Annotated in this window: 19 protein-coding genes; 10 read left to right on the top strand and 9 right to left on the bottom strand. The window is 68.0% G+C overall.

Annotated elements, in window-relative coordinates; translation table 11 throughout:
- Positions 1 to 23: 23 nt before the first annotated feature.
- The 3 genes from IEY68_RS09930 to glnA (IEY68_RS09940) all read right to left on the bottom strand — a co-directional run bounded on the left by IEY68_RS09930 (position 24) and on the right by glnA (IEY68_RS09940) (position 2,980).
- Complete coding sequence (locus tag IEY68_RS09930; RefSeq protein WP_444543817.1) at positions 24 to 659, bottom strand: recombinase family protein; 636 nt, start codon at positions 657 to 659, stop codon at positions 24 to 26.
- A 130-nt stretch (positions 660 to 789) separates the two neighbouring features.
- On the bottom strand, positions 790 to 1,206 hold the full coding sequence (locus tag IEY68_RS09935; RefSeq protein WP_062998509.1) for a hypothetical protein: 417 nt from the start codon (positions 1,204 to 1,206) through the stop codon (positions 790 to 792).
- 337 nt (positions 1,207 to 1,543) lie between these two features.
- Positions 1,544 to 2,980, bottom strand: a complete 1,437-nt coding sequence (gene glnA / locus IEY68_RS09940) for a type I glutamate--ammonia ligase (RefSeq protein WP_062998511.1) — start codon at positions 2,978 to 2,980, stop codon at positions 1,544 to 1,546.
- 316 nt (positions 2,981 to 3,296) lie between these two features.
- Here glnA (IEY68_RS09940) and IEY68_RS09945 point away from each other — a divergent pair, with 316 nt between their 5' ends.
- Together IEY68_RS09945 and IEY68_RS09950 are read left to right on the top strand one after the other, a co-directional pair.
- Entirely contained in the window at positions 3,297 to 3,752 is a 456-nt protein-coding gene (locus tag IEY68_RS09945) for an RDD family protein (RefSeq protein WP_062998513.1), read from the top strand.
- 36 nt (positions 3,753 to 3,788) lie between these two features.
- Positions 3,789 to 4,157, top strand: a complete 369-nt coding sequence (locus IEY68_RS09950; protein WP_062998515.1) for a YrdB family protein — start codon at positions 3,789 to 3,791, stop codon at positions 4,155 to 4,157.
- An 18-nt stretch (positions 4,158 to 4,175) separates the two neighbouring features.
- On the opposite strand, the gene IEY68_RS09955 is transcribed toward IEY68_RS09950, so the two are convergent.
- Positions 4,176 to 4,910, bottom strand: a complete 735-nt coding sequence (locus IEY68_RS09955) for a DUF4191 domain-containing protein (protein ID WP_062998517.1) — start codon at positions 4,908 to 4,910, stop codon at positions 4,176 to 4,178.
- 141 nt (positions 4,911 to 5,051) lie between these two features.
- On the opposite strand from IEY68_RS09955, the gene IEY68_RS09960 reads away from it, so the two are divergent.
- Together IEY68_RS09960 and IEY68_RS09965 are read left to right on the top strand one after the other, a co-directional pair.
- Entirely contained in the window at positions 5,052 to 6,452 is a 1,401-nt protein-coding gene (locus IEY68_RS09960; protein WP_062998519.1) for a M20 family peptidase, read from the top strand.
- A gap of 94 nt (positions 6,453 to 6,546) precedes the next feature.
- The gene (locus IEY68_RS09965) at positions 6,547 to 7,407 is read left to right on the top strand and encodes an alpha/beta hydrolase (RefSeq protein WP_062998521.1); all 861 of its coding nucleotides are present in this window, start codon (positions 6,547 to 6,549) and stop codon (positions 7,405 to 7,407) included.
- 48 nt (positions 7,408 to 7,455) lie between these two features.
- Here IEY68_RS09965 and IEY68_RS09970 read toward each other — a convergent pair whose 3' ends face one another.
- Positions 7,456 to 8,901 carry a neutral zinc metallopeptidase gene (locus IEY68_RS09970; RefSeq protein ID WP_062998527.1) on the bottom strand — a complete coding sequence of 482 codons (1,446 nt, stop codon included), beginning with the start codon at positions 8,899 to 8,901 and terminating at the stop codon, positions 7,456 to 7,458.
- Positions 8,902 to 9,117: 216 nt separating this feature from the next.
- Here IEY68_RS09970 and IEY68_RS09975 point away from each other — a divergent pair, with 216 nt between their 5' ends.
- The gene (locus IEY68_RS09975; protein WP_062998529.1) at positions 9,118 to 9,396 is read left to right on the top strand and encodes a hypothetical protein; all 279 of its coding nucleotides are present in this window, start codon (positions 9,118 to 9,120) and stop codon (positions 9,394 to 9,396) included.
- Positions 9,397 to 9,524: 128 nt separating this feature from the next.
- Here IEY68_RS09975 and IEY68_RS09980 read toward each other — a convergent pair whose 3' ends face one another.
- Positions 9,525 to 10,499 (bottom strand): helix-turn-helix transcriptional regulator, encoded by a 975-nt coding sequence (locus tag IEY68_RS09980; protein WP_062998531.1) that lies wholly within the window; start codon positions 10,497 to 10,499, stop codon positions 9,525 to 9,527.
- 128 nt (positions 10,500 to 10,627) lie between these two features.
- Between IEY68_RS09980 and IEY68_RS09985 the strand changes: the two genes are divergently transcribed.
- Positions 10,628 to 11,029: a RidA family protein gene (locus IEY68_RS09985; RefSeq protein ID WP_062998578.1), complete on the top strand. Its 402-nt coding sequence runs from the start codon at positions 10,628 to 10,630 to the stop codon at positions 11,027 to 11,029.
- 75 nt (positions 11,030 to 11,104) lie between these two features.
- Here IEY68_RS09985 and IEY68_RS09990 read toward each other — a convergent pair whose 3' ends face one another.
- The 3 genes from IEY68_RS09990 to IEY68_RS10000 form a co-directional block, all read right to left on the bottom strand.
- Entirely contained in the window at positions 11,105 to 14,116 is a 3,012-nt protein-coding gene (locus IEY68_RS09990; RefSeq protein ID WP_062998533.1) for a bifunctional [glutamine synthetase] adenylyltransferase/[glutamine synthetase]-adenylyl-L-tyrosine phosphorylase, read from the bottom strand.
- 211 nt (positions 14,117 to 14,327) lie between these two features.
- On the bottom strand, positions 14,328 to 15,665 hold the full coding sequence (gene glnA, locus IEY68_RS09995) for a type I glutamate--ammonia ligase (RefSeq protein WP_062998535.1): 1,338 nt from the start codon (positions 15,663 to 15,665) through the stop codon (positions 14,328 to 14,330).
- Positions 15,666 to 15,729: 64 nt separating this feature from the next.
- Positions 15,730 to 17,262, bottom strand: a complete 1,533-nt coding sequence (locus IEY68_RS10000; RefSeq protein ID WP_062998537.1) for an alpha/beta hydrolase — start codon at positions 17,260 to 17,262, stop codon at positions 15,730 to 15,732.
- Positions 17,263 to 17,437: 175 nt separating this feature from the next.
- Here IEY68_RS10000 and panB point away from each other — a divergent pair, with 175 nt between their 5' ends.
- The 4 genes from panB (at position 17,438) to IEY68_RS10020 (ending at position 20,701) form a co-directional block, all read left to right on the top strand.
- Positions 17,438 to 18,316 (top strand): 3-methyl-2-oxobutanoate hydroxymethyltransferase, encoded by an 879-nt coding sequence (gene panB, locus IEY68_RS10005; RefSeq protein ID WP_062998539.1) that lies wholly within the window; start codon positions 17,438 to 17,440, stop codon positions 18,314 to 18,316.
- A 123-nt stretch (positions 18,317 to 18,439) separates the two neighbouring features.
- Entirely contained in the window at positions 18,440 to 18,856 is a 417-nt protein-coding gene (locus IEY68_RS10010; RefSeq protein WP_229718694.1) for a hypothetical protein, read from the top strand.
- Positions 18,856 to 19,827 (top strand): prolyl aminopeptidase, encoded by a 972-nt coding sequence (gene pip / locus IEY68_RS10015; protein WP_062998543.1) that lies wholly within the window; start codon positions 18,856 to 18,858, stop codon positions 19,825 to 19,827. Before IEY68_RS10010 ends, pip begins: the two co-directional genes overlap by 1 nt.
- Positions 19,820 to 20,701 carry a CHAD domain-containing protein gene (locus tag IEY68_RS10020; RefSeq protein WP_062998545.1) on the top strand — a complete coding sequence of 294 codons (882 nt, stop codon included), beginning with the start codon at positions 19,820 to 19,822 and terminating at the stop codon, positions 20,699 to 20,701. The genes pip and IEY68_RS10020 overlap by 8 nt, the downstream gene beginning before the upstream one ends.
- Positions 20,702 to 20,731: the final 30 nt, after the last annotated feature.

A 20,731-nucleotide genomic window follows, 5' to 3' on the forward strand; every position in this document is an offset into this window, starting at 1 on the left:
TAGGCCCGTACAGATCGAGTCGGTCAGCTCTTCACAGTTAGCTCCGGAACGTATTTGTACAGCGTGGTCCGCGATACCCCCAGCAGCCGCGCGATCGAGGACACCGACTCATCCGGCCGGGTCAACAGCGCACGGGCCTGCCGGACCTGCTCCTCACTCATAGCCGGTGGCCTGCCGAGGCGTTGCCCACGGGCTCGGGCCGCGGCCAGTCCTTCGTGCGTGCCGTCGACGATCAGCTCCCGGATGAACTCGGCCAGCGCGGCGAACACATGGAACACGAGCCGCCCACCTGGTGTGGTGGTGTCGAGGGCTTCGTGTAGCGACCGGAACCCGATCCCGCGGCGGCGCAGATCGGCCACGATCGAAATCAGGTCCTGCAGGGACCGGCCGAGACGATCGAGGGAGGCGACCACAAGGGTGTCGCCGGCGCGCATGTAGTCCAGGCACGCGGACAGCTGTTCGCGTTCGGCGTCCTTGCCGGACTTCTTGTCGGCGAAGGTCTTCTTGCAGCCGGCCACCTTCAGCGCGCGGGTCTGCCGATCCAGGTTCTGGTCGCGGGTCGAGACGCGGGCGTACCCGATCAATGCTTCTCCCCCGCCGATCGGGTCCAGGGCATCGCCGTCGAGGGAAAGCGGTTCGAGCGCATCGGTATCCGTCACCCCCGAATTGTACATAAAAGGGTGATCCGATGTTGTTGAACATCTGGACTTTACGACACGTTTTTTGAACATTCACCGTTCTCGGTCGACCTGGCCTTTCGTCCGCCGGGACCCGTTTCGATCGAAGTGTTCAAGAAACGATCATTTTATGGACAGTCAAGCTATCGAGCAGGTCGGTCCCGCCCACATCACCGGCGAGGTAGTCGACGGTGAATTCGACTCGTGCCCGATCGGAGTCCGACAGCAGAGTGTTCAGGGACCGGTGCAGCTGTTCGCGGCGCTGGTCGCGGGTTTCGACGTAGGTGTGGGAGCCACCCTCGGTGTTCCAACTGGCGGTCCATTCGGTGAGCGCGTCGATCGCCGCGTCCTTGGCGCCGCCGGTCAGCGGGGCGGCGGACACGATGTCGAGCGCGGCGGCCTCGCGGCTCCACAGTGCGGCGGCCTCGTCGAACCGCTGTACCGGTTCCGGGTCGAAATCGGGGTCGAGTTCCACGGTGAGCGCGTCGGCGTCGATGACCACACCCCATCCGGAGCGGTAGTGCTTCACGAGCTCGTCGGAATCGATGCGTTCGTCGCGGCGCCAGGGCGGGTCGTCCCGCGCGTCACGTGTCGCGTGCGGGGGCGCAATGGCAGCGGATCGGAAGCATATGGGACCTCAGAACGGCAATGCAACAGGTTGAGCTTCCCGGATTTGCTGTGCTGCAACGCCATCCCCGAGGGCTCCGATGGCGTCAAGCGTCGTCATAGGACGTGGGCTGAACGCGGACGAGTCCACCCGGACCGCAATCGGTGAAGTAATTGCGGAACGGATGGACTCCTCGGACGCTACTGCGGACGAAGACGGTTCGTGAATGCTCCTCCGCAGGTCAGGCCGCTATAGCGGCTTACACGTCGAAGTAGAGCTCGAACTCGTACGGGTGCGGCCGCAGGTTGACCGGGGCGATCTCCTGCTCGCGCTTGATGCTGATCCAGGTGTCGATCAGGTCCTCGGTGAAGACATTGCCTTCGGTGAGGTACTCGTGATCGGCCTCGAGCCTGTCGATGACCGAGGACAGGCTGGTGGGGGCCTGCGGGATGTTCTTGGCCTCCTCCGGCGGGAGCTCGTAGAGGTCCTTGTCGACCGGGGCCAGCGGCTCGATCTTCTTCTTGATGCCGTCCAGGCCGGCCATCAGCATGGCGGCGAAGGCCAGGTACGGGTTGCCCGAGGAGTCCGGTGCGCGGAACTCGATGCGCTTGGCCTTCGGGTTGTTGCCGGTGACCGGGATGCGGACCGCGGCGGAGCGGTTGCGCTGCGAGTACACCAGGTTGATCGGGGCCTCGAAGCCCGGGACCAGGCGGTGGTAGGAGTTCACGGTCGGGTTGGTGAACGCCAGCAGCGAGGGGGCGTGGTGCAGGATGCCGCCGATGTAGTGCCGGGCCAGATCCGACAGGCCGCCGTAGCCGGCCTCGTCGTGGAACAGCGGCTTGCCGTCCTTCCACAGCGACTGGTGGGCGTGCATACCCGAGCCGTTGTCGCCGAAGAGCGGCTTCGGCATGAAGGTGACGGTCTTGCCCTCGGCCCACGCGGTGTTCTTGACGATGTACTTGAACAGCTGCAGATCGTCGGCCGCGCCCAGCAGGGTGTTGAACTTGTAGTTGATCTCGGCCTGACCGGCGGTGCCGACCTCGTGGTGGCCGCGCTCGAGTTCGAACCCGGCGTTCTGCAGGTTGGTCGAGATCTTGTCGCGCAGGTCGACGTAGTGGTCGTAGGGGGCGACCGGGAAGTACCCGCCCTTGTTACGGACCTTGTAGCCGCGGTTCGGACTGCCGTCGGGGTTGGTCTTCGCGCCGGTGTTCCAGGAACCGGAGATGGACTCGACCTCGTAGAAGGCACCGTTCATGCCGGAGTCGTAGCGGACCGAGTCGAAGATGTAGAACTCGGCCTCGGCACCGAAGAACGCGGTATCGGCGATACCGGTGGACCGCAGGTACTCCTCGGCCTTACGGGCGATATTGCGCGGGTCGCGGGAGTAGGACTCACGGGTGAACGGGTCGTGCACGAAGAAGTTCATATTGAGCGTCTTCGCCGCACGGAACGGGTCCAGCTGCGCGGTGCTGTAATCGGGCAGCAGCAGCATGTCGGACTCGTCGATGGACTGGAAACCCCGCACCGAGGAACCGTCGAAGGCGAGGCCCTCCTCGGCGAGGTCGGCGGTGAAGGCCTTCGCCGGGATGGAGAAGTGCTGCTGCACACCGGGCAGATCGCTGAATCGGATGTCGACGTATTCGACTTCCTGATCCGCGATGTACTTGATGACCTCGTCGGCCGTGCTGAACGTCACTTAGTTCTCCTTACGGATAGATTCCCAGCCAGTATCGAGTGCAGGGTGTCGCGACCCGACGCTATGGACAGGGTGTTTCCCGCCAGTCAAGAGTGTGTTTCGCCAGTGTTACACGTCGTGTCGGCGGGGTGTCATGGGCCACGCCACGAACAGCGGGTTCCTCTCGCGGCTCGCGAACGACGAGATTACCCAAAACCGCGCACGGCCGGAGCGGACGCGGAGGTTACGCAAAACGCGCACGGCCGGAGCGGACGCGGAGGTTACGCAAAACGCGCATGGCCGGAGCGGACGCGGAGGTTACGCCTATCCTGGGGGCATGGCACGTATCACCGGCTCTTGGCTCTCCGGTCCTCCTGTCGCCCCCGTTTCGGGTGCCGCCGACGATTACGCCGGAGCCGGGCTGGGGCTGCCGCGGGAGGGCGCCGGATCGCTGCCGGGGATGTTCCGCCGCGTGGTCGCGATGCTGGTCGACTGGCTCATCGCGGTCGGGATCTCGGCGCTGATCGCCCAGGGCATCCCGTCGTCGTCGGTGAACCTGCTCCTCTGGTTCGTGATCGGTGTGGTGGCGGTGACACTGTTCGGATTCACCCCCGGGCAGTATTTCCTGCGTATCCGGGTGATCCGGGTGGACGCCGAGGCGCCGGTCGGATTCCTGCGGGCACTCGGGCGCCAAGTGCTGCTGGTGTTCGTGATCCCCGCGCTGTTCACCGACGGGGACGGGCGCGGGATGCACGACCGTGCCACCGGGACCGCGGTGGCACGGTCTCGCTGACCCCCGGCGCGCGAGGCGGCCCGTTACGCTCGCGCGGTGTCACTGAATCCGGTACTGCTCGGCTTCCGCTTCCTGCTCGAACTCGTCGCGTTCGCTTCGGCGGGGGTGCTGGGCTCGCGGATGACCGACGGTCCGGGACGGTGGCTGCTGGTGGTGCTGCTCCCGGTGATCGCGGCGACCCTGTGGGGCGTTTTCGCGGTACCGGACGATCCGAGCCGGTCGGGAGAAGCTCCGGTGGCGGTACCCGGGGCGATACGACTACTGATCGAGTTCGCCGTGCTGTTCGGGGGTGCGGCCGCACTGTGGTTCGCCGGACTACCGCGCCTCGCACTGCTGTCCGCGGCGGTTCTGCTGGTCTACCACGTACTCGCCTATGACCGGGTGCTCTGGCTGCTACGGCACTGAGCGACCCGATCCCGCGGGTCAGCGGCGGCGGATGGTGCGCTGCATACCCCGCATCTTGGCATTGCCCGGCATCGGACCCTTGGGCATGGCCGGGCCACCGCGCGAACTCAGCGCACTGAGCCGACCTTCGATCAGATCCATCCGCTTGGTGTCGATATTGCGCGGGAGTTTGGTGAGGTAACGCTGGAGTTCCTTCAGCGGGACCTGACCCTCCTCGTTGCCGATCACCACGTCGTAGATCGGGGTGTCGCCGACGATACGGGCGGTGCGCTTCTTCTCCTGGGCCAGCAGCGAACGCAACCGTTGCGGGGACCCCTCGGCCACGAAGATCACCCCGGGCAGCCCGATGACGCGGTGCACCGCGTCGAGCTGGGTGGTGGCGGCGATCCCGTTGCTGACCCGCCATTTGCCCTGCAGGTTGTCCAGCACCCAGGCGGCCGCACCCGCCTGACCTTCGGCTTTGCCGTAGACGGACTTCTGCACCCGGCGGCCGAAGATGATGAAGGCGAACAGCAGACCGAGCAGCAGGCCCAGGGGCAGCAGGAACCACTGCACCCCGAAGATGAAACCGATCCCGAACAGCAGCAGTGTGGTGACGACCACCGCGCCGATCATCAGCGGCAGCAGCAGTTTGTCCTCTTTGCGCTGCATCTGGAACGCCTGCCAGATCTGCTGACGACGCTCCTTCGACTGTGCTTTGCGCGCCGCTTTCGCCGCGGCCTTGGCCTCTTTGTCGGGCTTGCCTGCTGCCATGACTCCCAGAATAATGCCCGGCCCACGGCGGTCCGGCCACGGGACGGACTCCACCCCCGGCTCAGGGCTGCCGAGTCCCGATATACGGACCTCGCGGCCACGGTGCGGGACCGGGGTTGTGCGAACGAGGAGAATGCAGGGATGTCCACCCACCTCGAGGCCCACCCGACGGCCGGCGGCCCGGTCGACGACGCCACAGCGGAACGCTTGGCCGCGGCCCTGCGCTGCGTGACCGTGTCCCGGGAGGACCCCGCGGCGGGCCTCGCTGCCCGCGGCGCAGCCGACGCCGAATTCGAGCGGCTCGCCGCGCACCTCGAACGCTCGTTCCCCCGGGTACACGCCGAACTGGAACTCGAACGGTTCGGGCACAGCCGGCTCTACACCTGGCGGGGTACGGATCCGTCGCGAACGGCCGCGATTCTGCTCGCACATCAGGATGTGGTGCCGGCCGACGATCCGGCCCCGTGGACCCATCCCCCGTTCGCGGGTGTCGTGGACGAGGAGTTCATCTGGGGTCGGGGCGCGATCGACGACAAGAGCCGAGTGCTGGCCATCCTGGAAGCCGTCGAGTCCGCGTTGGTGGAGGGCCTCCGCCCGCGGCATACCGTCCATCTGGCGTTCGGCCATGACGAAGAGGTGTTCGGGAACGACGGCGCCGTCCGGATGGCTGCCCATTTACGGGAACTGGGCGTGCGCGCCGACCTGCTGCTGGACGAGGGTGGGGTCGTCACCGAGGGCATCGTGGACGATGTGCCGGTTCCGGTGGCCACGATCATGCTCGGCGAGAAGGGATACGCGACGGTCCGGCTGTCGGTCTCGGAGACCGGCGGGCATTCGTCGATGCCGGGACGGCAGACCGCGGTCGGGCGGCTCGCCCGCGCCGTGGGGCGGATCCAGGATCATCCGCTGCCGTTGCGGGTGACCCCGGTGGTCACCGATATGCTCGCCCGCCTCCGTCCGCATCTGCCCGCGACCAAACGCCGGCTGCTCGGGTTCGCCCGTCTGGCCGGCCCGGTGATCATCCGGATAATGGCCGGGACACCGCAGACCGAGGCGATGGTGCGCACCACCACGGCACCGACGGTGATTCGCGGCGGGGTGAAGGCGAACGTGTTGCCGCAGCAGGCCGAGGCGCTGATCAACTTCCGGATCCTGCCCGGCGATACGGTCGATTCGGTCCTGGCCCACTGCCGCCGGACGGTGCGTGACGAACGAGTCGAGATCGAGCTGGTGGGAATGTCGTCGGAACCCTCACCGGTGACCGGTCCCGGGCCACAGTTCGATCTGATCGCGCGACTCACCCGGCAGGTGGTGCCCGGAGCAGCGGTGACCACCGGTCTCGTCCCGGGCGCCACCGACTCCCGCCACTACGACGATCTGGCCGGGACCCGCTGCAATTTCGCCCCTATCCGGCTCACAGCGGCGGATCTGGAACGGATACACGGAAACGACGAGCGCTTGTCCCGGGTGAACTACGCTCGACTGATCGACTTCAACCGGCGCCTGGTCACCGCGCTCGCCGAGCCGGAACGGGCCCTTTGAACGCACCGAGCAGCCCAGGAACCGCGGCGATGCGATACCTCCGCCTTCGCTGCGGCCGCCGCGGACCACATGTACCGGCTTCGAGGAGGACCTAGTGACCAGCGACCAGGACATACGAGTGGAGCGCGGGGAATTCGAGCACGCCGGGAACCGGCTGAGCCGGCGTTCCTGGGTCCCCGCGACGCCGGCGCGCGGGCTCGTCGTTCTCGTCCACGGGGTGGCCGAGCATTCGGGGCGCTACGGATACGTCGCGCGGACCCTGGCCGCGGCCGGTTTCGCGGTGTACGCGTTCGACCATGTGGGGCACGGGGGATCCGCCGACACAGGGGCCCGTGCCAATATCGGGTCGATCGACAATGCCGCCGATAATGTGGCGGCCCTACTCGCCCTGGCCCGCGCGGAGCATCCCGGAGTGCCCGCGTTCGTGATCGGGCATTCGATGGGTGCGCTGATCACCCTGCACCTGGCCACCCGGGCGCCGCTGGACGTGGCCGGGGTGGTGGTCTCGGCGCCACCACTGATCATCGACGCGGGTAACCCGGCCCAGCGACTGCTGGCGCCGGTGCTCACCCGGCTGGCACCGAATCTGGGTGTGCTGAAACTCGATTCGTCGCAGATCAGCCGGGACCCGGAGGTGGTCACCGCCTACGACAACGACCCCCTGGTGTTCCGGGGGAAGCTGCCCGCCCGCACCGCGACCGAGATCCTCACGGCCGCCGGAACCGTACTCGACCGGCTGCCGCGGTTACATGTTCCGACGCTGGCGCTGCACGGGACCGGCGACGCCATCGCCGCGCCGGCGAGTACGGACCGGATCGAACAGCACGCGGGTACCACCGATCTCACGGTCCGCCGTTATGACGGGCTGTACCACGAGATCTTCAACGAACCCGAGCGCGACCAGGTACTCGCCGACGTGGTCGAGTGGCTGGACGCGCGGGTCGCCGCGATCTGACCGCGACGGCCCGGACCCGGCGCCCGATACCGGGTCCGCGGGCCGGCCTCACGTGTACTCGGCGAGGCAGGCGCCCTCTCCTTCGAGCACACCGAGGCGGAACGCGTCCAACCGCAGATAGCCCTCGGGGACAACGTCGCCGTTGACATCACTGGCCGCCAGGCCGTCTGCCAGCAGACCCGACACCGCCTCGTCCAGATCACCCGCCGACAATCGCGGATCGCTGTTCTCCCGGCTCAGCGCGGTGGTCACCACACCCGAGAGGCAGGCGGTACGCAGCCCGGCACTGTCGGCCCCGGTCAGGGAAAGCTGCTTGCCGTTCTGGTACGCCAGCGTGTAGCGGGATACGAACACCACGAACGCGTTGTAGTCCCCGGCCACGATCGCCGACAGGGGTTCGTCCGCGGAGCCGGTCTCCCCCGCCCGCTCGGCCAGGGCGTCCACATCGGTGCCGATCACGTCGGTGACCGGGCAGTAGGCGACGGGTGCGGTGGAGGCGGCGTCCGAGCAGCGGGCGGGCACGCCGTCGTAGTCGTAGTCGGGCGAACCGGCGACCGGCAGGATATCGGCCAGCGCGGCGGCCATATCCCGTAGCGAATCCTCGGTGATCTCCAGCTGCAGGTACTCCTCGCCGGGTTCCTCGAAGGTCACCGGGAGACCGGCTCGGCGCTCCTCGATCTCCTGCTCGTCTATGCCGGCGCAGGCGTCGGCGCCGCTCGTGTACCCCATCTGTACCGCGGTGACCCGCTCGAAGGCACTTCCGTGCACGTTCTCCGGATCGTCGGGATCACGGTCGCGCACCGCGACCGTGGCGCCCAGCACGCCGTTGAGACCTTCGGTGGTGTTGAGCGTGAAATGCGGGGAATCGCCTTCGGCCACATGCCGGAGGAACACACCGGCCAGGCAGTCGGCCTGCTGTTCGGTGACCAGCCCCGGCGACTCCTCGGTCGCTATTCCGGCCGGTATCTGCAGCGCGTGCCCGTATTCGTGGGCGAGCACCATCACCACGGCCATCTCACCGAACTGCTCCACCAGTGCCGGCAGCAGCACCCCGCGATCCCAGCCGATGGTCTCGTCGGCGCCGCAGTAGGCGGCGTTCACCAGTTCGTGCGTGCTCATTCCGCAGAACTCGATCGAATCGCGTTCGGCGGCGTTCCCGTCCCAGGACACGAGTTCGGAGACCGGCCGGAACTTCCCGGGGAAGGTCGCCGAATAGTTCTCCGTCCAGAACTCCTCGATATCGGCGACCGCGTTGAGCGCGAGCCGGTCCATCTCGCCGCCGTCGCTGTTCTCGGCCTGCCGGGCGCTGTCGGGCACTCCCGCCCGAGGACCACTGGGCCCGGTACTGGTCGTGGCTCCCGTGATCTCCCACGGGTTCTCCGAGCCTGTTGCCCGCTGTGTCGAATTCGCTTCCGAGCACGCCGACAGCGCCGATACCGTCAATAGCGCCGCGGCGGCCGCGACGACCAGCCGTGACCATCGAATCCTGGCCATTTCCGCCTCCCCGTTCCGAACCGGGCCTGTGGCCCGGCACCGCCCGGATCGCGATACCGCCGCGTCGGACCGAGGACATCGAATCACAAGGCAGGCAACGGCGTACAGCGAAGAAATACGGGCGATCCGTCCATTCTGCGGTATAGAGATCGGCGGCGCGGCCGTTAGCACCGGGTCCGGTCTTACACTGAACTCGGCACTTCCCGAGGAGGCCTGGTGTACGTCGAGGAATTCCGCTCACCCGGTATGTTGACCGCCGAGGCCGCCGAGGAACTGGCGACCTGTCTACCCGGTTGCACCTCCCGGATCACCGTCGCCGCCAACGACCGCGCGGTGAACTTGCCGGTACTTCCCTGGTGCTGGACCGAACTCGGAATCGAACAGGGCACCCGGGTGACGGTCACCGCGAAGAACGGCTACCGTCCGGCCGATCTGGAGGATCGGCGAGCGCTCGAGGAGCTGGTCACCCGGTTCCGGGCCCTGACCGCCCGGTAGATGTCGGCCGGGCGCGATATGCGTGCTCCGCGGCACCGGGCAGTGCTGCTCGTCGGTCAACCGTCGTTCGGTGCGCAGGCGTCCGGCGGTTTCGGAGTGATGCGAACTGTGCCGAGCGGCGGACCCTCTCAGGATGGCTCTCCGTAGCGGGTGGCGATCGCGGCGGCACGGTCGCGCAGGGAGGTGCGCAACGACCGCGGGGCCAGGGCTTCCGCGTCCGTGGCGAGCTGCCACAACGCCCATTCGGCGTGTCGTGAATCTTGGAAGGTCACTTCCAGCCGCAGCCAGCCGCTTTCGTCGGACTCCTCCGTGCCGACGGCCAGTGCGGTGCTCACCAGTTCCTCCCGCCGCGCCGGGTTCACCCGAGCCAGCACGTCGATTCGGTCGCCGCCGGTCCGGAACTGTGTGCTGCGTTTCTGCCAGGCCCGGTCCAGATCGACCTGGTCCGGTCGCTGTGCCGGTTCGGGGAGTTCCGCCGCGGCCAGCACCCGCGACAGCCGGTAGGTGCGATCCACACCGGATCTCGTGGCCAGCAGGTAGCCCCGGTCTCCGACGATGACCAGGCCGATCGGGTCCACTGTGCGCCACTTCGGGGTCTGATCGACAGCCGCGTAGTGGATACGCAGCTTGTTTCCGGCCAGTACCGCGCGCCGGATCTCGGCCGATATAGTGCCGGGCACTTCCTCGGCGACCAGCCGGCGCGCCAGCAGATCGGTCTCCGGGTCGATGAGCAATCGCTGCGCGACGTCGGCAGCGGTGTCCCGATAGCTTTCGGGTAACGCGTCGACCACCTTGAGCATCGCCGAAGCAAGCGCGGAGCCGAGACCGAATGCCTGCGCCCCGCGCCGCGATCCGGCGACCAACAAGGCGAGCGCCTCCTCGTGGTTCAGCCCGGTGAGCTCGGTCCGGAACCCGGCCAACAGCGCGAAACCACCGTGCCGGCCGCGTTCGGCGAAAACCGGGACGCCGGCCGCGGACAGCGCCTCGATATCGCGCAACACGGTGCGGGTGGAGACCTCCAGCGCGGCGGCCAGCTCGGCCGCGGTGAGCCGGCCGCGCTGGCGCAGCAACAACACCAGCGACACCAATCGGTCGGCGCGCATCCGAAAACTCTACCGAATACACGACACAGGATGTCGTGATTCGCTGGGAGGCTCTCCACCACGGCGTCACACACAACGGCTACCGGGCCGATGGGCGTACGTACTTCGACGAATCGAATGGAGCTGATGTGGTAGCGCAACGAACGGCAGTCAACCCGGTGACCTGGTCGGTGGAGCTGGGATTCAACCAGGGTGAGCTCGTCGCCGGGCAGGCCCGGACCCTGTACTGCTCCGGGCAGACCGCGATGAGCGCCGACGGCAAGCCGCGGCATGCCGGCGATATGGCGGCGCAGTTGGCGCTGAGCCTCGACAACTTGGCGGCCGTTCTCGGAGAGGCCGCGATGTCGCTCACGAATCTCGTCCGGCTCAACGTCTACACCACCGACGTCGATCTACTCTTCCAGCACTACAGCGTGCTGGCCTCCCGGTTGGGCGCCGCCGGGGTGGCACCGGCCACCACGATGCTCGGGGTGACGCGGCTGGCGATCCCCGGCCAGATGGTCGAACTCGAGGGAACCGCCGTCGGGTGATACGACCTCGCCGCCTCCGGCAAGGCTGCCGGAGGCGGCGAACGGCGAGGAAGTCGAGTATTTCGACCGCACCTGTCAGACGCCGAAGACGCGCTCCACCACTGCCCTGGCCCGCCGGGTGATCCGCAGATAGTTGTCGAGGAACTCGCCACCGTCGTCGTTCGGCCAGCCGGCCACCCGGGCCACCGCCGATAGCGTCGTTCCCGGACCGGGTAGCTGATCGGAGGGTTTACCACGGACCAGTACCAGCGCGTTACGGGCCGCGGTCGCGGTCATCCAGGACCGGCGCAGCAGGTCGGTGTCCACCGGGTCCAGCAGCTCCGACTGTTCGATGACGTCGAGCGATTCCAGCGTCGAGGTGTTGTGCAGGGCCGGGATCTCGTGCGCGTGCCGCAACTGCAGCAGCTGCACGGTCCATTCGATATCCGCCAGGCCGCCGCGGCCGAGTTTGGTGTGGGTGGCCGGGTCGGCGCCCCGGGGCAGGCGTTCGGAATCGACGCGGGCCTTGATCCGGCGGATCTCGCGGACCGCATCGGCGGAAACGCCGCCGGCCGGGTAGCGCACTCCGTCGATCGTGTGCAGGAAACGCAGGCCCAGCTGCTGGTCGCCGGCGACCTGATGGGCGCGCAGCAGCGCCTGTACCTCCCACGGCTGTGCCCAGTGGCGGTAGTAGGCGTCGTAGGCGGTCAGGGTGCGGACGAGCGGACCGCTGCGTCCCTCCGGGCGCAGGCCCGCGTCCACTTGCAGTGGCGGGTCGGTACTGGGCGCGCCGAGCAGTTTCTGTACCTGTTCGGCGATACCGTTGGCCCATTTCACGGCCACATGCTCTTCTTCGCCGGGCCGCGGATCGCAGACGAACAGCACATCGGCGTCGGATCCGTATCCGAGTTCCATACCGCCCAGCCGGCCCATTCCGATCACCGCGAAATCGGCGGGCGCGGGTGCGCCCCGTTCGGCGACACTGGCCCGGATCACCGCGCGTAGCGAGGCCTCGAGTACCGCCACCCACACCGCGGACAGGGCCGCGCAGACCTGCGGTACCTCGAGCAGACCCAGCAGATCCGCCGACGCCACGCGGGCGAGTTCGTGCCGGCGCAGCGACCGGGCGGTCGCCACCGCGCGCCTGGGATCGGTGTACCGGTCGGCGGCGGTGAGGATTCCGCCTGCCACCTCGACCGGCTGGGTGCGCAGCAGCAGCGGCCCGTGCGGTCCGTCGGCGTACATGCGGATGGTCTCGGGAGCGTTGATCAGCAGGTCCGGCAGATACGCCGAGGAACCCAGCACCATCATCAGCCGCTGCCCCACCGCGCCTTCGTCGCGCAGCACCCGCAGATACCAGTCCTGGTCCACCAGCCCTTCCGAAACCCGCCGGTAGGCGAGCAGACCGGCGTCGGGATCGGGGGTCTCGCCGAGCCATTCCAGCAGGGTCGGCAACAGCAGCGCCTGGATACGGCCCTTGCGCGAGACACCGCTGGTGAGCGCGCGCAGATGTCCCAGCGCGTGTTCGGGCGAGGCGTAACCGAGAGCTGCGAGCTGGCGGACGGCGGCGTCCGGACTCAGCCGGAGCGCGTCCGAGTCCAGCCGGGCCACCGATTCCAGCAGCGGCCGGTAGAAGAGTTTGGTGTGCAACCGGCGGATCCGGCCGGTCTGCCGGCGCAGTTCGACCTGTAGTACGCCCGCGGCGTCACGTTTACCGTCCGGTCGGATATGCGCGGCCCGGGCCAGCCAGCGCATACCCTCCTCGTCGTCGGCGGCGGGGAGCGTATGGGTGCGTTTGAGCCGCTGCAACTGCAGCCGGTGCTCGAGCAGGCGCAGGAATTCGTAGGAGGCCGTGAGATTGGCGGCATCCTCGCGGCCCACATAACCTCCGGCGGCGAGCGCCGCGAGCGCTTCCACCGTGCCCTGGACGTGCAGCTTCGGGTCGACCCGGCCGTGGACGAGTTGCAGCAGCTGGACCGCGAACTCCACATCACGCAGACTGCCGCTGCCGAGTTTGAGCTCGCGGTCGCGTAGTTCGGCGGGCACCAGATCCTCCACCCGGCGGCGCATCGCCTGCACATCGGGCACGAAATCCGGTCGTTCGGAGGCGGTCCACACCAGCGCGTCGGTGGCCGACCGGTACTGCTCGCCCAGTTCCAGATCACCGGTCATCGGCCGGGCCTTGAGCAGGGCCTGGAACTCCCAGGTCCGTGCCCAGCGCTGGTAGTAGGCCAGATGGGATTCGAGCGTGCGTACCAGCGCGCCGGCCTTGCCCTCCGGCCGCAGCGCGGCGTCCACATCGAAGAACGCCGAGGAGCCCACTGTCATCAGTTCGGCGGCCAGACGGGTGGCGACGGAGTCGGCGGGTTCGGCGACGAACACGATATCGACATCGCTGACGTAGTTGAGTTCGCGCGCCCCGCTCTTGCCCATGGCGATCACCGCCAGCCGCACCGGGCACGGCTCGTCCCGGCACACCCGCGCCACCGCCACCGCGAGTGCGGAGGTGAGCGCGGCATCGGCGAGCGCGGTGAGCTGGCGGCCGATCTGCTCGTAGGGGATCACCGGCTCGTCCTCGACGGTCGCGGCGAGGTCCACGGCGGCCAGCAGCATGAGCTGATCGCGGTACCGTTTGCGCAGCAGCCCGACCACTTCCGGACCGGATTCGGTGGCCCGGTACAGCATCGCCGCGGCATTCGGCCCGGACTCCGGTTCGGCGCCCACCACCGCGAGCAGATCCGCGATCAACTCGTCGTGACCGGGCAACTCGTCACGACGCAGCAATGTCCATGAGGCGGGATCGGCCACCAGATGATCGCCGAGCGCGGTCGAGGCACCGAGCAGCGCGAACAGCCGGCCGCGCAGCATCCGTTCGGTGCGGATCGCCGAATCCAGCTCGGCCCAGTCGTTTCCGAGTGCCTCGGATAATCTGATCAGAGTGTTCAGTGCGAGGTCGGCATCCGGCGACCTCGACAGCGACCACAGGACCGGAATGCTCTCGACGTTGTCCCAGCCGAGGATTTTCAGCGATGCGGCGGCCGTCGGTTCGAGCAATCCGAGGCGGCCTACGCCGGGGACGGCGGACCGGGCGGACGGTGGGCGGACCATGAGCTCAAGGTACCCACAACACGGCTGTGAGTGTGCCGGACCTCGGCCCGCGCGACGTCGCGGACACCATCAGCGCCGGACGTGTCACAGCGCTTCGAGGGTTCGTGTCACAGCCCCATGGACGACGTGGGTGCCGGCCCGGCGGCCGCGCGCGCCACGGACCGTAGGTGATCCGAGACGGCGCGGCTGCCGCTGCTGGGAGCGGAGGAGTTCAGAGCCCCAGGTATTCGCGCAGCTCGAACGGGGTCACCTGGGCCCGGTAATCCGCCCACTCCCGGCGCTTGTTGCGCAGGAAGAAGTCGAACACGTGCTCACCGAGCGTTTCGGCGACCAGTTCGGACCGCTCCATGGCGTGCAATGCCTCGTCCAGGGTGCCGGGCAGCTCCTTGAAGCCCATGGCGCGCCGTTCCGCGGCGGTGAGCGACCAGACGTCGTCCTCCGCCTCGGCCGGCAGCGTGTAGCCCTTCTCGACACCACGCAGACCGGCGGCCAGCAGCACCGCGAAGGTCAGGTAGGGGTTGCAGGCGGAATCGGGGCTGCGGATCTCGACGCGCCGCGACGACGATTTGTTCGGGGTGTACATGGGCACCCGGACCAGCGCCGACCGGTTGGACCGGCCCCACGACGCCGCGGTCGGCGCCTCGCCGCCGTGGATGAGCCGCTTGTAGGAGTTCACCCACTGGTTGGTGATGGCACTGATCTCGTGGGCGTGTTCGAGGATCCCGGCGATGAAGGCCCGGGCCGTCGTGGAGAGGTTGTCCGGATCGTCGGGATCGGAGAACGCGTTCGCCTCGCCCTCGAACAGGCTCATATGCGTATGCATGGCCGAGCCCGGGTACTGGGCGAACGGTTTGGGCATGAACGTGGCGCGCACGCCCTCGTCGATCGCGACTTCCTTGATCAGGTACCGGAAGGTCATCACGTTATCGGCCATCGACAGCGCGTCGGCGTAACGCAGGTCGATCTCCTGCTGGCCGGGCGCGCCCTCGTGGTGACTGAACTCCACCGAGATACCCATGGATTCGAGGGAGTCGATGGCGTGGCGGCGGAAGTTCGGCGCGGAATCGTGAACCGCCTGGTCGAAGAACCCACCGGTATCGGCGGGGACCGGGTCGACGCCGTCGGGCTGGTTCTTCAGCAGGAAGAATTCGATCTCCGGATGCACGTAGCAGCTGAAGCCGACATCCCCGGCCTTGTTGAGCTGACGCCGCAGCACATGGCGCGGGTCGGCCCACGACGGTGAACCGTCGGGCATGGTGATATCGCAGAACATCCGGGCGGAATGCTGGTGGCCCTTGCTGGAGGCCCAGGGCAGCACCTGGAAGGTCGACGGATCGGGCCGGGCTACCATATCGGCCTCGGAGATCCGGGCGAACCCTTCGATGGCGGATCCGTCGAAACCGATGCCCTCTTCGAATGCCCCCTCGAGTTCGGCGGGCGCGATGGCGACGGACTTCAGATAGCCCAGTACGTCGGTGAACCAGAGACGTACGAAGCGGATATCCCGCTCTTCGAGCGTCCGCAGCACGAATTCCTTCTGGCGATCCATGTCCGCGAGAGTAGGCACCTGGCGTTAAATCCGTGTTACATGACGCGCTGCGCTGTGTGTCGGGTCAACAGCGCAGCCCCTCGGCCGGGGTCGACAAGTCCACGAGGTAGCTCACGACCGCGTCGTCGACGCAGGTCGCGCCCCCGGTGAAGACCACCGTATGGCTATCGCCCTCATGGGTGACGAGCGCCGCACCGAGCTGGTCGGCGAGGTCGACGCCCGCCTGATACGGGGTGGCCGGGTCACCGGTGGTGGACACCACCACGAGCTCGGGCAACCCCGGCACGGAGATATCGTGCGGTCGGCCGGTGTTGGGCACCGGCCAGTTCGCGCACAGTTCCAGCGGCGCCGCCCCGGTACCGCGGCCGTCGTCCAGGAACGGGGCGGCGCGGCGGTATTCGGTGTCCTGCCGGCCGACGACCGCGCGATCGTCGATCGGGGGATCGTCCACACAGCGGATCGCTTCGAACGCGTCGGTGACGTTGTTGTAGGTGCCGTCGTCGCGGCGGCCGTTGTACATATCGGCGAATTGCAGCAGCGTATCCCCGCGGCCCTGGGCAAGCTCGGTGAGACCGACAGTGAGTACCGGCCAGAAATCGGTGCCGTACAAGGTCTGCTGCACACCGGTGATCGCATCGTCATAGCTGAGCCCGCGAGGGTCGGTGGTGGCGGCGGGCGCGTCCCACAGCGGGTTCACCAGGGCACGGAACCGCGCCACCGCCTGCGCCGGGTCGGTGCCCAGCGGACACTCCGGAGCTTGTACACAATCGGCCGCATAGGCGTCGAAGGCCTTCTGGAACCCCGCTGCCTGGCGCAGGGATTCGGCGACCGGGTCCTGCGAGGGATCGATCGCACCGTCCAGCACCATGGCGCGGATATTGCCCGGATACTTCTCCGCGTACGCCGAACCGAGCCGGGTGCCGTAGGAGTAACCGAGGTAGTTCAGTTTCCGATCACCCAGGACCGCACGGATGATGTCCATATCCTGGATCACCTCGCGGGTGCCGATATGGGCGAGGAAGTCCGTACCGGTGCGGGCCACGCAGCGGTCGGCGAACTCACGGTTCTCGGTTTCCGCCTCGCTGATGCCCGCCGCGGTGTTGGGCACCGGGAGTTCGGCTCGTTCGGCATCGGCTTCCTGCGGGGTCAGGCAGTCGACCGCGGGAGTGGAAGCACCGACCCCGCGCGGATCGAAGCCCACCCGGTCGAACCGGTCGGCCAGCTCGGTCCCACCGCCGAGCGTGACGGTGGACAGCCCGGATATACCCGGACCGCCGGGGTTGATCAGCAGCGATCCGATCTTCGCACCGGTGGCACGCATCCTGGACACCGCGAGTTGCGCGGTCGGGCCGTCCGGGTCGGCGTAGTCGATCGGCACCTCGATCCGGGCGCACTGCGCGGCCGGCGGCAGGGTTTCGCCGGGATCGGTGAAGTCGGCGCAGGGCTCCCAGGCCGGGATCTGGGTATAGAAACGACTCAGCTCGGCGGGGACAGGTGCGGGCGGTGCCTGTTGCTCCCGGGCCTCGTCGGCACACCCTGCGGCGAGCACCGTCGCCGCCGCCAGCACACCCGCCAGCACTCCACACCCGCTCCGCACCGGCGCAATGCTAGCGGGACCGGACCCCGGTCCCGGGGATGTGACGAATCGCACCTGGTCGCGGGCTTAATTCGGGCTCGGGCGCGGGTGCACACTGGTAGGCGTCAACCGAACCCGGGGACCCGGCAAGGGCCTCGAGGAGACGAAAGGGACGATGATGTCCAAATCATCCGGCATGCCCGATTCCACATCGGAGACACCCGCCTACGGCGCCACCGCTGTACCAGCGAGCGGCTCGGCCGCTGCGGCGAAACCGGCCCGGCGCCCCACCCGCGTCCAGCATCTACAGCAGATGAAGGCGACGGGCGAACGCTGGGCCATGCTCACCGCCTACGACTACTCCAGTGCCCGCCTCTTCGACGAGGCCGGTATTCCGGTACTGCTGATCGGCGATTCCGCCGCCAACGTGGTGTACGGGTACGAGACCACCGTGCCCATCACCACCGACGAGCTGATCCCGCTGGTCCGCGGCGTGGTGCGCGGCGCCCCGCACGCGCTGGTGGTGGCGGATCTGCCGTTCGGCAGCTACGAGGGCTCCCCCGAACAGGCTCTCGCCACGGCGACCCGATTCATGAAGGAGGGCGGCGCGCACGCGGTGAAACTCGAAGGCGGTGAACGGGTAGCCGACCAGATCAGGCTGCTCACGGCCGCCGGTATCCCCGTGATGGCCCATATCGGCTTCACCCCGCAGAGCGTCAACACCCTGGGTGGCTACCGTGTCCAGGGTCGCGGCGCGGGCGCGGAGGGGCTGCTCGCCGACGCGATCGCGGTGCAGGCCGCGGGCGCGTTCTCGGTAGTGATGGAGATGGTCCCGGCCGAGGTCGCGGCGCAGGTCACCAGCAAACTCGGCATTCCCACCGTGGGCATCGGCGCCGGCGCGGACTGCGACGCCCAGGTGCTCGTCTGGCAGGACATGGCCGGGTTCACCAGTGGGAAGACCGCCAAGTTCGTGAAACGTTTCGCGGCGATCGGTGACGAGCTGCGCACGGCGGCCGCCGCCTACGCCGACGAGGTACGCAGCGGGACGTTCCCGGGTCCGGAACACAGTTTCTGACCCGTCCCGGAACTCGGAGCAGCCCCCACCCCGGCGCGGGATGGCAAACTCGGTGTCGACGGTTTCGACTCGAGGTCAGAGGTACTGATGCGGCGACGCGCTTGGACAACACGGGGTGCCCTCATGGTGGCGGGAGTGTGCGGGGCGGTACTGCTCACCGGCTGCGGCGGTGTGCAGATCGGTTCGCCGGACACCTCCCCGGCCGCTTCCGCCACCTCCACCACGTCCGCGACCTCGACGACCGAGAGCAGCGCCGCGCCCCCCACCCCGCTCGAGGTTCCGGACAAGGCCGCCCAGAACCTGTGCGACATGATGCGGCCGGAGCTGTCGAACTGGCGGGTCCAGGGCCCGACGCTGGGGCGGATCGGCCTCAACGCCATGGTCCACGAATGGGCGCTCACCAACGGCGGTATCAACGCCCAGGTCCTGGCCGACAAGGCTGTGGTGGACCGGGTGACCACCGAGACCTGCTCCGATGTGCACAGCGAGGCCATCCGAGCGCTGGAACTTCCCGACCTGGCCTCCGGCCTCGCGTTCTGATGCGCCGGCTGTACCCGCCGATCGAACCCTACGATCACGGCATGCTCGAGGCCGGCGACGGCCAGGCGGTGTACTGGGAGACCAGCGGTAACCCGAACGGAAAACCCGCGGTGTTCCTGCACGGCGGCCCGGGCGGCGGGACCATGCCGCTCAACCGCCGGTTCTTCGACCCCGGCCGCTACCGGATCGTGCTACTGGATCAGCGCGGCTGCGGCCGCTCGACCCCGCATATCGCCGACGGCGCCGATCTGTCGGTCAACACCACCGCGCATCTGATCGCCGATATCGAAGCGCTGCGCGAGAAACTCGGGATCGATCAGTGGCTGGTCTTCGGCGGCTCCTGGGGTTCGACACTGTCGCTGGCCTACGCGCAGCGGTATCCGGAGCGGGTCACCGAATTGGTGCTGCGGGGTATTTTCCTGCTGCGCCGCAAAGAAATCGACTGGTACTACAACGGCAGCGCAGGCTGTGTCTACCCGGACGAGTGGGAGAAATTCCTGGCGCCGATCCCGGAAGCCGAACGCGACGGGGATCTGGTGGCGGCCTATCACCGGTTGCTGAGTTCCGCGGACCCGGAAATCGTCGGCGCGGCCGCGCTCGCTTGGACCACCTGGGAGACCACGACCAGTTCACTGCGTCCCGACCCGGCGCGGGTGGCCCAAACCTCCGATACCCGTTTCGCGCTCGCTTTCGCCAAGATCGAGAACCACTATTTCCGGCACGGCGGTTTCCTGGACGAAGCCCAGTTGCTGCGCGATATCGGCGTGATCACCCATATTCCCGCCGTCATCGTGCAGGGCCGTCACGATATCGTCTGCCCCGCGGTCAGTGCGTGGGATCTGCATCGCGCCTGGCCGGGGTCGCGGCTGCACATCGTCGACGACGCCGCGCATTCCGCGACCGAACCGGGGATCATCCATCGCCTGGTCGAGGCGACCGATACGTTCGCGGCGGTGGAACACCATGGGTGACAAGCCGATCGAGGCGGGCGCCGCACTCACCGAAGCTCTCCGGGCCGATATCGAACGCCTGCTCACCGCCGAACCGGACGTGCGGGCCGACGCCGACGATTCGGTACACCAGATGCGGGTGGCGACCCGGCGGTTGCGCAGTGTGCTGCGCTCCTACCGAGCCCTGGTCGACCCGGACGCGGACAACCGGATCCGCACCGAACTCGCCTGGCTGGCCGGGATACTGGGTGTGGCGCGCGACGCGGAGGTCCGCGCGATGCGTTTCGCCGCGCTGCTCGACCGCTACGCCGACCCCGAATCCACCGCCCTGGCATCCACCCGCGACCGCCTGGTCCGCGCCGAACGCGACCGGTACGCCGCCGCGCACAGCGAGATACTCACCGCATTGGACAGCGACCGCTACCGCGCGATGCGGCGGGAGTTGAAGAAATGGCGCAAGGCCCCGCCACTGCGGGATTCGGTAACCGGGACACCCGCGGATGAGGTATTCGAGACGGTACTGCGCAAGGACCGCAAGCGGGTACGGCGGCTCGTGCGGTCCGAACCGACCGTGGCGCCCGCCGAGCGCGTCGAACTGCTGCACGATATCCGCAAGAGCGCCAAGCGTTTACGGTATTCCTGCGAGGCCGCCACCGCGGTCCTCGGCGACAATGCCGCGGATCTGGGTAAACGCGCCAAACAGCTACAGACCGTGCTCGGCGATCACCGCGACGCGGTCGAATCGTACGACGCCCTGCGTGCCCGGGCCGCCGAAGCGCATACCGCGGGCGAGGACACCACGCTGTTCGAAACGCTCGCCGATGCCGAGGACACCGCGGCCGGTCGCTGCCTGGCGCTGTACCCCGCGGCCGCGGCCGCCATCGACACGGCCTGAATCGACACTCCGCAACACCAGCGGCACAAC

This window comes from Nocardia jinanensis, from assembly GCF_014645735.1.
GTDB lineage: Bacteria > Actinomycetota > Actinomycetes > Mycobacteriales > Mycobacteriaceae > Nocardia > Nocardia jinanensis.

Bases quoted from the DNA above. Each gene is read 5' to 3' on its own strand.
- IEY68_RS09970 (WP_062998527.1), bottom strand. From the start codon at position 8,901: ATGGCCAGGATTCGATGGTCACGGCTGGTCGTCGCGGCCGCCGCGGCG.
- IEY68_RS09990 (WP_062998533.1), bottom strand. From the start codon at position 14,116: ATGGTCCGCCCACCGTCCGCCCGGTCCGCCGTCCCCGGCGTAGGCCGC.
- IEY68_RS09945 (WP_062998513.1), top strand. From the start codon at position 3,297: ATGGCACGTATCACCGGCTCTTGGCTCTCCGGTCCTCCTGTCGCCCCC.
- IEY68_RS10010 (WP_229718694.1), top strand. From the start codon at position 18,440: ATGGTGGCGGGAGTGTGCGGGGCGGTACTGCTCACCGGCTGCGGCGGT.
- pip (WP_062998543.1), top strand. From the start codon at position 18,856: ATGCGCCGGCTGTACCCGCCGATCGAACCCTACGATCACGGCATGCTC.
- panB (WP_062998539.1), top strand. From the start codon at position 17,438: ATGCCCGATTCCACATCGGAGACACCCGCCTACGGCGCCACCGCTGTA.
- IEY68_RS09980 (WP_062998531.1), bottom strand. From the start codon at position 10,499: ATGCGCGCCGACCGATTGGTGTCGCTGGTGTTGTTGCTGCGCCAGCGC.
- IEY68_RS09955 (WP_062998517.1), bottom strand. From the start codon at position 4,910: ATGGCAGCAGGCAAGCCCGACAAAGAGGCCAAGGCCGCGGCGAAAGCG.
- IEY68_RS10020 (WP_062998545.1), top strand. From the start codon at position 19,820: ATGGGTGACAAGCCGATCGAGGCGGGCGCCGCACTCACCGAAGCTCTC.
- glnA (WP_062998535.1), bottom strand. From the start codon at position 15,665: ATGGATCGCCAGAAGGAATTCGTGCTGCGGACGCTCGAAGAGCGGGAT.
- IEY68_RS09960 (WP_062998519.1), top strand. From the start codon at position 5,052: ATGTCCACCCACCTCGAGGCCCACCCGACGGCCGGCGGCCCGGTCGAC.